Source organism: Mesorhizobium salmacidum (SeqCode), from assembly GCF_037179605.1.
Taxonomy (GTDB): domain Bacteria; phylum Pseudomonadota; class Alphaproteobacteria; order Rhizobiales; family Rhizobiaceae; genus Mesorhizobium; species Mesorhizobium salmacidum.
Window position 1 is genome coordinate 1 of sequence record NZ_JAPYKS010000057.1, and the last position, 10,565, is coordinate 10,565.

Below are 10,565 nucleotides of genomic sequence, written 5' to 3' on the forward strand. Positions count from 1 at the left end.
GAAGCACCGGAGAACCCGGAGATCCATCTCAAGACGCTCGGCAAGTCGCCTGAAGAGATGGTAGATGCCCTCTTCCACTTCGTCTGACGTCGAGGGTGCAGGCTCCAATAGCGCCGTTTCACATCGGAGCTTCCGGCATCCAAGATGCGGGGGCTATCTCTCCCGGAAGGCGCGTTGGAACGAATCCACCAAGGGCTTGGTCAGATAAGCCAGAAACGTCCGTTCGCCCGTTGAGATGAATGTCTCGACCGGCATGCCTGGATAGATCTGCTCGGGCTTGATCTGCGGTGGCAGCTTGTTGGCCATTTTAAGCCGGACGGTGAAGTAAGGCAGCCCGGTATTGGGTGCCATCAGCCGGTCGGCCGAAATGTAAAAAACCTTTCCGGACACTTTCGGCGTCGTGCGCGCGTTGAGTGCCGTGAACATCATGTTTGCGTCCTGCCCGACCCTGATTGAGTCGATATCTTCAGGCTTTATCCTGGCCTCGATGATGAGCTCGTTCGTGGTCGGCAGAAGCTCCATCGCGATCTCCCCGGCGCGGATGACGCTGCCTTCGGAATTGTAAAGCGAGCGCACGATGATGCCGTCCACAGGCGCCCGGATCGTCGTACGGTCCAGGACTGAACGCGCAGCGTTGATCTGTTCCTCGAGATCCGCGACCTCTGCCCGTGCTTTGTTCAGTTCCGTGACGGCATCCTCGACCCGGCTGGTTGTAAGCCTTTCAATCTGCTGACGTGCTTCCACGGTCTGGGTCGCCGAGCTGGCGATCTGCGCCTCCAGAGATCCCGCCTGTCCCACCAACTCGGCGGTACTGCGCAGAAGATTGGTATATTCGGACCGATTTGTGAGTCCTTTTTGTAGCAAGTCTTTTTTTCTTTCGGTCTCCTCGTTGACGATCACAAGCTGATTTTCCGCTGCCTTCTTTTGAGCCTTTAGCCCCACAATGGCGTCCTGAAGTGCTGCAACCCTTTGCTTCAGTATCCCCTGTTCCGCGCCATAACGTGCTAGCCGCGCCTGAAATTCCTTGTTTTGCTCGCCGAAGACATCGCTATATTCGGAAGCGCCTGAATAGGCTCCGAGGTCACTGGACAAGACAATACTCTCAAGGCCGTCGCGCTCTGCTTCGAGCCGAGAAATCTCGGCTTTTTGTGCAACCCACTGCTTGAGAACCCGGTTGAGCTGGGACCGCGCCATCGTCGGATCGAGCACGATCAGGGCCTGGCCTCTTGAGACCCTGTCACCCTCGCGAACTCTAATGCTCCTGACAACGCCTCCTTCGAGGTGCTGGATCATGACATTCTGCCCTGCCGCGGCGACCACACCCGGCGCAATGGTTGCTCCAGCAATCGGCGCCGTGGCTGCCCAGAACCCGAAGCCGAGCACGAAAACGGCCACGCTTGCATATCCCGCCAGCATGATCCGATCTGTGCGTGTATCGATGTTGCGCTGCCAGCGATAAGCCTTGGCGCCAGCCTGGATGGTTTGGCTAGGGGCCGTCATTTGCGACTTTTACCTCTACGCGAGCCTGTGACGGGAAAGGCACCACTCCTTCATTGTCATGCGACTGAGCGGCCGCCGCTGCTGCCGCTCGGGCCCGTCGCTGAGCAAGTTCGTCGAGCACGTCCTTGGTCAAACCGTAAATCTCGACCTGACCGTTTAGCAGCATGAGGATGCGATCGCATTTGGAAGCGAGGGAGGGCCGGTGGGTAATGACGAGGACGGTCGTCTTTCGCGACCGCGCTTGGATGATCGCCCGCTCGAGCGCGGCTTCGCCGTCGGAATCAAGATTTGCGTTGGGCTCGTCGAGAACCAGTATCTTGGGATCGCCGTAAAAAGCGCGTGCAAGGCCAATGCGCTGACGCTCGCCGCCTGAAAGGCGAACGCCAGCGGGGCCGATCACCGTCGAGTATCCGTTCCTCTGCCCCATGATCAGCTCATGTACCTGCGCCTTCCGGGCCGCTTGAACTAACTTCTCGTCGGATGCGTCCGGCTCAAAGCGCGCAATGTTCTGTGCGATGGTTCCAGGGAAGAGTTCCACATCCTGTGGAAGGTAGCCTATGTGACGGCCGAGTTCCTCCGGATCCCAGTTTCGAATATCGCCGCCATCGAGACGGATCGCGCCCGAACGGGGTTGGATCGCACCGACGATGAGCCGCGCCAGCGTCGATTTTCCTGCCTGGCTCGGGCCGACGATCGCGACGGTCTGGCCGGCGGGGACCTCGAAAGTCACCCGCTTGATGAGCGGCATCGCACCGTCGGCCGAACCTGGAAGATGATAGACTATCTGATCTGCGCTCAACACTCCATCGGGACTCGGCAATGCCGGGTTTTCCTGCTTGTCCGGCCCGGATTGGGAAACCGAAAGCCGCTTCCATGCAAGATTGGCGTCGGTGATCTGCCGCCAGCTTCCAACGATCTGATCAAGAGGTTGCAAGGCCCGCGCCGATATCATCGATGAGGCAAAGATCATGCCTGCGGTCATTTCATTGTGCAGAACCAGATATGCACCGACGCCCAATATCGCGATTTGCAGCACCGATCGCGTCGTGCGGGACACACCACCATAGAACGCGTTGATGCGAGCCAGTCCGTCGGAGGCGTGCAGTGAGTCTGAAAAACGGATCCCCCAGAACTCTATCGCGTTGGACACCATCCCGAGTGCGCGGACCGTTTCGAAGTTTCGCGCGAAGGCCTGCGCCGAATTCATTGAGGCGCTAAGATTGTCCGCCGCCTCCTTGCTGGGTCGCGAACTCGCGATCTGGTTCAGCACAGCGATGGCAACCATGAGAACCGCACCGATAACCGTTACCAGGAAGAGCAACGGATGGACGAAGTAAAGCAGGCCCACGAAGATCGGCCCAAAAGGGAGGTCGAATAGAAAAAAGATGGTTCGCGAGGCGATGAACCCCCGCAGGGTCGCCAAGTCGCGCAGGGCCTGGACGTCGCCGAGACCGGCACGCGGACCGCTCATTGCCGCAAGAAATGATGATGCACCCAAAGAGACATCCAGCCGAGCGGCGAGCTGGCTCGCATATACGCTGCGCACGACTTCGAGTACGCCGAACAGCAAGAGCGACGATAGAGCAAGCAAGGTCAAATAGGCGAGCGTGTCGAGGTTGGCCGCAGGCAAAACCCGGTCATATACCTGCAGCATGTAGAGAGGCAGAATCAACACCAGGGTGTTCATTGCCGCGGAGAAGAGGCCCATTTCGACCACACTCCTCAACAGCACCCTTCTGTTCGTAAAGCTGGGCATCTAAATCGCACCCGGGGCAAACGATCACATTAGACAATCTGTATATATCATACGGTGTTGCGATGCCACCAGTTGAGATTCTTTTGATGGCCATGATGATGAACGCAAACGGGCTAGGCGATGCGACAATTGCGGTTGTCCAAGGAGCATCGAGGCGAGAAGCCGCGCCTCCTGCTATGACCGACCTATTTGCGCCGCAAATACACCCTGCCCCTCAGTGCGACTGAACGGGATTCCGCCAACTATGGCAACACGTCCAGGCTTATGAGGGTGCTTCCTCCTCTTTGGAAATCCCAAGCCGGATCGGCTACCCAAGGCTCAAGGTAAGTCTTGCACCCGAGGTCGTGGCGTTGTGCCTAATCCGGCAAACCGGACGTGCGATCCTGGAGCGTACGCATGGTCGCTTCGTAGACGCTTCCGATTTCTCGGTCGATCTCTTGGCGTGCGATGCCTTGAGCCTCTGCCGCCCGCACGGCGTCGGCCGCCATGGTGGTCACGACGAGGGCTGCGTCGTCAATTCGCGGCGGTAGATGGTCGCAAATCCATTTGCGTAGGAAATCAGCGGCGCGCCTGCTCATATTCCATTACACCTCAACCCGAGGTAGCCTCAGCGAATTCCTCGTCGGCCTCCACGATGCCATGTGCAGCCGCTCGCTCGAGCCAGAGGCGGCTGGCCAACGGGTCGCGCTCTCCGGCGAGACCTTTGGCGAGATACCGGCCCAGCATGAGTTGGGCCTGGCCATGCCCACATTCGGCGGCGGCCGAGAACCACTTCTGCGCCGCCACTTGGTCGATCGGCAAACCCTGGCCGGAGCTGTGCAGCGCTCCGAGCGCAAACATTGCCCCGACATGACCGGCGGCGGCGGCTCGTTCGAACAACTGCACCGCGGCCTCTGGCGAACGATCGCCGCCACGGCCATTGAGCAGCATCTCCGCGAGTGCCACTCGCGCGTCGAGTATGCCGCCGTCGGCAGCCTGGGCAAACCAGGCGCGGGCCTGCTGCGCATCGGCCGCCACCCCGCGCCCATCCCTGAGGATGCGCGCATACATATATTGGGCCTCGGCCACGCCCTCAGCAGCGCGCCTTAGCCATTGTGCCGCCTGACCTTCGTCCCGGGGCACGCCGACGCCTTTGACGAAACAGAGGCCGAGATTGAATGCGGCGATCAGATCGCCTGACGATGCGGCGGCTTCGAACCATCCTGCTACATTTGTGGTGTCGTCCGCCTCTCCAATCCCTTGCAGAGCGAGGTTGGCCATATCGACTTGTGCTGCCTGATTCCCGCTGGTTGCGGCGGTGCGCAGCCAGCGTGTCCCCTCCTGCTCATCCCTGGCAACACCGTTTCCCGTTAGGTAAAGGGAGCCTAGGGCGCGAGCGGCGGCCTGATGACCCGCCTCGGCCGCCCGTCGATACCATGTTGCGGCTTCTGCATAATCCGGCGGTCGGTACTTCACGTTACGCTCCCCCAGGAGGTACGCCGCCTCGACGTTGCCGGCCAATGCTGCACGTCGCATCCACGCCTCCCCGGCCACAGGATCGAGGTCACCGAGGCTCCCCTCGATCATCGCCAATCCCAATCGGAATTGGGCCGAGGGCAGGCCTTGCTCCGCAGCCGCCTGATACAGCCGAGCCGCGGCAGCAAGATCGCCCGCGACGCCCAGCCCGTGCTCGGTGAAGATCGCAAAGAGGTAGATTGCGGTCGGCAGGCCAGCGTCGGCGGCACGACGTACCTCGTCAGCAATTCTGTCCCGTTCCGCGAGCCCACCTTGCCGGGCCAGCGAAAGGGCGAGACCGAGGCGTCCTTCGGCGCAGCCGGCCGCGGCCGAACGCTCATACCAGCGGTGCGCTGCATCCGCATCGCGCATCGGTCCGGGACCCCTGGTGAGGATATAGCCGAGGACTGCTTGACCGGTTGCCGAGCCTGCCTCGGCCGCCTTCGTGGCAAGCTCGCGTGCCGCCACGAAGTCCGGCTCACCCAAGGTGTCTTGTTCGAACAGGCGTTGCGATGCAGGGCCCTTAACAGCTTCAGATGTCGCCAGTCCGCTCACATAGAGTGCGGCGAGGAGCGCCTGTGCATCGGCGCTCCCGCGTTTTGCCGCCCGCCCGAGCCACCGCGTCCCCTCCACGCGGCTCGGCGGCACACCCGAGCCTTCAAGATAACAGCGCCCAACCCGATATTCGGCGTCGGCGATGCCCGCGCGCGCGGCCATCGCCATGAGCGGAAAAGCTTCCGAAGGCCTGCCGCTGTCAAAAAGCTGCACCGCCCGCCGCAACGCTGCCGCAGGGTTGGCGAAACCAGTCAGCCGATCCAGAATTGTCATCGATCCGAGTCCCTGATGTCCTCCATCTGGCCGCTGGCGCGCCGCAGCCTATGGCTCACGCATGGCTTCCTGGCCGATCGGTAGCATCGCGCCGAGAATATATTTGAGCACCGTGCGTTGGCCGACCTTGACGTCAGCGGTCACGGGCATGCCGGGGCTGACGATGAAACCGGCGGGGACCCCGTGCAGCGCGACGTGGTCGATGGAAATGCGAGTCCGATAGAATGGCTCGGCATCCGAGGGCAGCATGGCCAGGGAACTGTTGGGGTCGCGTGCTTGCTCCTGCGCAGAAAAGGAATCCGGGCTGAGCGTTCGCACGGTGCCGTGGGCGAGGCCGTATTGCGAATAGGGGAAGGTGTCGAACTTGATGACCACGGGGTCGCCGACGTGCACGAAGCCGCTGCTGCGGCCGACCACGTTTGTCTCAATCTCAAGTGGCGCGTCGGCCGGCACCAGCGTGATCAAGCGCTCACCCGACTGGAGGACCGAGCCGACCGAGACTTTCGCCACCGACTGGACGACGGCGTCTGCTTCGCTTTTCAACTCTACCAACTGCTTACGGAGCCTTGCCTTGTTGAGGAGTTCGCGAGCGTCGGACATCCGAGAGGTCGCGTCGGACAGACCCTGTGAGACATCCGCTCGCCAGCCTTGAATGTAGCCGTCGCGCTCGGCGGCCACCGCAGCCTGCTGGCGCTTGGCAGCCTCTGCTGTTTGCTCGGCATTGCCGAGCGCCCGCGACATCTCTGCCGAATTGTCTTCCGCGATAAGGGTATTGAGGCGGCTTCCGACCTGTCTTTCTTCCAGCTGTTTGCGCATCTGTTCTATCGATGCCGCGACCGAGAGCCGCTGCCGGTAGCCGAAGGCATCCGATTGAGAACGCGAGATCACCGAACTGAGTTCATCGCGTTGCCGGTCGAAATTCTCCAGCTTGGCCTCGTAGACTGCCTTGCGGCGCTCAAAGATAGACGCCTGCAGGGTCCAGCTCGGGTCGAGACCGTCATAGTTGAAAGCTTGGCCGTCGGCCTCCGCCTTCAACCGCGCCACTTCTGCCTCAAGCGTCGCGACCTGCATCGCCAGCGACTGGAGGTCCGCCGAGGCAAAGGTAGCATCGAGGCGGGCAAGCAATTGCCCGGCTTTTACGTGCTGACCTTCGCGCACATCGATCGAGCGGACGATCGCCGTCTCCAAAGGTTGCACAATGATGTTGGGCGATTTTGAAACCACCAGCCCTCTGGCCGTCACCACCTGGTCGACCGGTATCAGTCCCGCCACGGCAATCAAGGCAACCACCATGCTCGAAATGATCCAGACGACACCGCGCGCCGACCGAGGAATTGGCGCATTGGCGACCGCCGTCGACGGCCATTGGAATTCGAGAATGGCTGGTGTCGTCGGATCGCTCGTTTTTATCCGACGCAAACGGGCGGGGTGGATGGTGAGAGAGGTGGTGGTCATGGCTTGCTGGACCTGAGGTGTAAGCACTCGAAGTACAAACTGTCTCGAATGAAACCGATCCCATCCATTCCATCTTCAGTCGAAGCGCGATGGCCAAAGGAACGGTTCGCCGTCTTGCGGGCGATCATTGTTGAAAGCTCGAATCGACCGCCGCGCGACATCGGTCAACCCGACCGCGGCGGCACGGCGACCGGACGGCCGTGGCGGCCATCGAGGTGCCGGTTCTGCTGCGCCCACAGCTGGCGGTAGAGCGCACATCGTTCGAGCAGGATCGCATGGGGGGCGACGTCGAGGACCTTGCCCTGCTCCATGACAAGGATCTGGTCGCACTCGGTGAGCGAAGAAAGCCGGTGCGAAACGATGATCATCGTTCGCCCGCTAGCGATGCGCATGAGATTGGCGCTGACGACCGCTTCACTCTCGGGATCGAGCGCGCTGGTCGCTTCGTCGAGGATAAGGACAGTCGGATTGTGGATGAGGGCGCGCGCGATCGCCAGCCGCTGCTTTTGACCGCCCGACAGATTGGGCGACCCTTCCTCGATGTATGTGTCGTAGCCATTCGGCATTCGTTCGATAAATTCTTCGGCGCCTGCCAGATGCGCGGCTCGCATCGCGTCGGAAAGCGTCAGGCCCGCGCGCCCGGCGATGATGTTCTCGCGGATCGACCCGCGGAACAGGAAATTGTCCTGGAGCACCACGCCGAGCCCCTGGCGAAGGTGACGCAGGTTGAATTCCTTGAGGTCGACACCGTCCAGCTTGAGGAAACCGCTATAGTCGCGGTTGATCCCCTGCAGAAGGCGCGCGATCGTCGACTTTCCCGACCCGCTGCGCCCGACAATACCGAACATGGTGCCTGCCGGAATGTTGAAGCTGACCCGGTCGAGCGCCGGCGTCCTGGTACCGATATAGCTGAAGGTCAGATCGCTGAACGTGACCTCGCCGACGAGCCTCGGTCTTAAGCCCTGGGAATTCGAACTGCTCTCCAGCGGCCGGTTGAGGACCGACGCCGCCTCGCCGATCGCTGCGCCGACCTCCTCGTAGTCTTCGATCAGGCGCGCCAGCCCGACAAGCGGTTGGGCGACGCGCTGGGAGATCATCATGAAGGCGAACAGGCCGCCTACCATATAGCCGGAACTGTCGTTCATGGCGAGATAGGCCCCAATCAGCATTGTGCCGAGCACCATGGCACGTTCGATCGGCGTTACCAGGGTCTGCGGCCAACTGGCGAACTGCCCGAAAGCCAGACGCGCCCTCCCCGCCTCCGCCACCTGCTCGTCCCAAAGCGCCTTGCGTTGCGGCTCGAGACCTAGTGCCTTCACGGTCTTTATCCCGACGACAGTTTCGCCGAGTGCCGCCGACTTCCATGTCTCGGCTTCAATCACCCGCTGGTACCTCCGGCGCAGCGGCTTGAGAAAGGCAAGAATGATCAGTACGATCGCGCCCGCGCAGGCAATCACGATCCAGGCGAGCTTGGTGTTGATGTAGAACATCACCGGTACCAGCACGCAGAGCGTTATCAGATCAAGGAACGTGCTGAGGAGTTTGCCGGTCAGGAACTCGCGGATGCGATAGACCTGGGCGAGATGGTACAGCGTCTCGCCGGCCGGATGACGCTCAAAATAGTCAAGCGGCAGGCGCAGGAGCCTACTGAAAATGTGCAGTTGCAGCTTGGTGTCCAGGCGGGCGCCGACGACGTTGATGATCAGCCGCCGTGCGTGACCTAAGAGCGTTTCGTAGGCGAAGACGACGGCGATTATGGCCGACAAGAGCAACAGCGTCGAGACACTGTTGAACTGCAGCACCTTGTTGACCACCGTCATGACGATGAGCGGCGGCAGGATGGTAAGGACACTGAGCGTGAACGAGGCGATGGCGACGTCACGCAGAGGTCGGCTTTCGAGCCGCACCAGTTCGGCGAGCCAGCCGAGAGTGAAAGGCGCGTCCGCCGCAACAGAGGATCGCGCATTTCGCAGTAATACCGCCTCGCCCGTCCACACCTGCGACAGGCGCAACTCGTCGATGGCGGTGGATTCACCGTCATCAGGCGCGTCCACGCCTTTGAGGAAGACCAGGTTGCGCTCGGCACTGGCCCCGGTGAGGATCCCCGCGCCGCCATCGCTGAACAGCAGGACGACTGGCCCGGCATCCTGGAAGCGCAAGAGGTGGGACCAGCGAACGCGGACGGCGCGAGACCACATACCGCCGTTGCGCGCCCATTCGGACAGGTCAGCGGAGGTTGGAAATGGGCTTGCGCTCGCCGCCCTGAATTCGTTCGGGTCGAGCTCGACCCCGTGATAGCGGGCGACCCGCAACATCGCCTTGAGACGCTGCCCGACCTCTTCAAACTCGGCGGGACCACCGGGAAGCCGCCCCAGTTCGGTCGTATCGGCTTCGATGCCGGCGCGGACCGCCACCGGCTGGATTTCGGCGCTCAGAGGGATATTCACCATGGGCTTCCCTCCGACACGCAAGCGCCGATATCCCAGGCGCCCGCCGATACCTCAAGCGGGGACTGATTGACGCCGAGCCGGCCGGTCGGACGAACCCGTCCCCGGTCGGAAATGGCGGGCGCGCGGACCCTGCTTTCCGCAGAGCGCGCGCGCCCGTTTCTCAGCCTTGGACTGTTTCCTATCGTGGTCTGTCCACTTACCATTCCTGCTCACTCATGCGGCTTCAGAATATCCTTCAGAGCCTTCTTCACTGTGTCGTCGCTGTTGGCGGAGCCCGCACCATGCTTGGGGTCCGAGGTCAGGTCGGTGCTCGCACCCAGCGGCTTGTTCTGGTTCTGGCCAAATCCCCTGATCGTGTTGAGCACATTCAGGAGGTCGGTCGTCACCGAACCGGCCGCTAGTCCGATGAGCTGGCGGAACGACGCAGGGCTGACGGCATCACTGTCGGTCGAGCCGGATTGCAGGAACTGCGTCGAGTCCTTGAGCCCGAGGGTGCTGGCCGTGACCGTGGCGGTGTGACCGTCAGGGGAGCCATCAGCGTCAGTGCCATCATTGGGATGGCCTTTCCCCGGATTGCTGCTGTCGCTGTGGTCAGGATCGTTGCCGCCACCGTTGTTGCCATGGTGGTGGTCACCGGTCTCACCGCCAGGCCCCGTCGCTCCGGTCGGACCTGTCGGACCAGGCGCTCCGGTAGAGCCAGTTGCACCAGTCGAGCCAGTCGCTCCAGTCGAGCCTGTAGCTCCGGTCGAGCCGGTTGCTCCGGTCGAGCCGGTTGCTCCGGTTGCCCCGGTCGAGCCGGGTGCTCCAGTCGAGCCGGTTGCCCCGGTCGAGCCAGTCGAGCCAGTCGCACCGGTTGCCCCGGTCGAGCCGGTTGCCCCAGTCGAACCTGTCGCTCCAGTCGAGCCGGTAGCTCCAGTCGAGCCTGTCGCACCAGTTGCCCCGGTCGAGCCGGTTGCCCCAGTCGAACCTGTCGCTCCAGTCGAGCCGGTAGCTCCAGTCGAGCCTGTCGCACCAGTCGAGCCTGTCGCTCCAGTCGAGCCTGTCGCTCCGGTCGAACCCGTCGCTCCGGTCGAGCCGGTGGC

The 10,565-nt window shown here is 62.1% G+C and carries 8 protein-coding genes and 1 pseudogene; 1 reads left to right on the forward strand and 8 read right to left on the reverse strand.

The window, feature by feature from the left end; all coding sequences use genetic code 11:
* Nucleotides 1-153 precede the first annotated feature (153 nt).
* The 5 genes from O7A60_RS31315 to O7A60_RS31335 all read right to left on the reverse strand — a co-directional run bounded on the left by O7A60_RS31315 (nucleotide 154) and on the right by O7A60_RS31335 (nucleotide 6,871).
* Nucleotides 154-1,500: an HlyD family type I secretion periplasmic adaptor subunit gene (locus tag O7A60_RS31315; RefSeq protein WP_084637070.1), complete on the reverse strand. Its 1,347-nt coding sequence runs from the start codon at nucleotides 1,498-1,500 to the stop codon at nucleotides 154-156.
* Complete coding sequence (locus O7A60_RS31320) at nucleotides 1,487-3,256, reverse strand: type I secretion system permease/ATPase (RefSeq protein ID WP_337109516.1); 1,770 nt, start codon at nucleotides 3,254-3,256, stop codon at nucleotides 1,487-1,489. The genes O7A60_RS31315 and O7A60_RS31320 overlap by 14 nt, the downstream gene beginning before the upstream one ends.
* 356 nt (nucleotides 3,257-3,612) lie before the next feature.
* Nucleotides 3,613-3,834, reverse strand: a complete 222-nt coding sequence (locus O7A60_RS31325; protein ID WP_027146702.1) for a DUF768 domain-containing protein — start codon at nucleotides 3,832-3,834, stop codon at nucleotides 3,613-3,615.
* A gap of 13 nt (nucleotides 3,835-3,847) precedes the next feature.
* Nucleotides 3,848-5,578 (reverse strand): tetratricopeptide repeat protein, encoded by a 1,731-nt coding sequence (locus tag O7A60_RS31330; RefSeq protein ID WP_337109518.1) that lies wholly within the window; start codon nucleotides 5,576-5,578, stop codon nucleotides 3,848-3,850.
* Nucleotides 5,579-5,626: 48 nt separating this feature from the next.
* Complete coding sequence (locus O7A60_RS31335; protein ID WP_337109519.1) at nucleotides 5,627-6,871, reverse strand: HlyD family type I secretion periplasmic adaptor subunit; 1,245 nt, start codon at nucleotides 6,869-6,871, stop codon at nucleotides 5,627-5,629.
* Here O7A60_RS31335 and O7A60_RS31340 point away from each other — a divergent pair.
* A complete protein-coding gene (locus O7A60_RS31340; RefSeq protein WP_337109520.1) occupies nucleotides 6,870-7,049 on the forward strand; it encodes a hypothetical protein in 180 nt (59 codons plus the stop codon). The two genes, O7A60_RS31335 and O7A60_RS31340, sit on opposite strands and share 2 nt — an antisense overlap.
* Before the next feature lie 148 nt (nucleotides 7,050-7,197).
* Here the strand turns inward: O7A60_RS31340 and O7A60_RS31345 are convergent, their stop codons facing one another.
* From O7A60_RS31345 to O7A60_RS31355, 3 genes and pseudogenes are all read right to left on the reverse strand, one after another.
* Nucleotides 7,198-9,483, reverse strand: coding sequence for a peptidase domain-containing ABC transporter (locus O7A60_RS31345; RefSeq protein ID WP_337109521.1), 2,286 nt, complete (start codon nucleotides 9,481-9,483; stop codon nucleotides 7,198-7,200).
* 209 nt (nucleotides 9,484-9,692) lie between these two features.
* Complete coding sequence (locus tag O7A60_RS31350) at nucleotides 9,693-9,869, reverse strand: hypothetical protein (RefSeq protein WP_181166789.1); 177 nt, start codon at nucleotides 9,867-9,869, stop codon at nucleotides 9,693-9,695.
* A 253-nt stretch (nucleotides 9,870-10,122) separates the two neighbouring features.
* A pseudogene (locus O7A60_RS31355) lies at nucleotides 10,123-10,565 on the reverse strand (hypothetical protein); the annotation flags it as partial.

Excerpts from the sequence above, each read along its gene's own strand:
- O7A60_RS31315 (WP_084637070.1), bottom strand. The coding sequence starts at position 1,500 with ATGACGGCCCCTAGCCAAACCATCCAGGCTGGCGCCAAGGCTTATCGC.
- O7A60_RS31335 (WP_337109519.1), bottom strand. The coding sequence starts at position 6,871 with ATGGTGGTTGCCTTGATTGCCGTGGCGGGACTGATACCGGTCGACCAG.
- O7A60_RS31325 (WP_027146702.1), bottom strand. The coding sequence starts at position 3,834 with ATGAGCAGGCGCGCCGCTGATTTCCTACGCAAATGGATTTGCGACCAT.
- O7A60_RS31320 (WP_337109516.1), bottom strand. The coding sequence starts at position 3,256 with ATGCCCAGCTTTACGAACAGAAGGGTGCTGTTGAGGAGTGTGGTCGAA.
- O7A60_RS31345 (WP_337109521.1), bottom strand. The coding sequence starts at position 9,483 with ATGGTGAATATCCCTCTGAGCGCCGAAATCCAGCCGGTGGCGGTCCGC.
- O7A60_RS31340 (WP_337109520.1), top strand. The coding sequence starts at position 6,870 with ATGCTCGAAATGATCCAGACGACACCGCGCGCCGACCGAGGAATTGGC.
- O7A60_RS31330 (WP_337109518.1), bottom strand. The coding sequence starts at position 5,578 with ATGACAATTCTGGATCGGCTGACTGGTTTCGCCAACCCTGCGGCAGCG.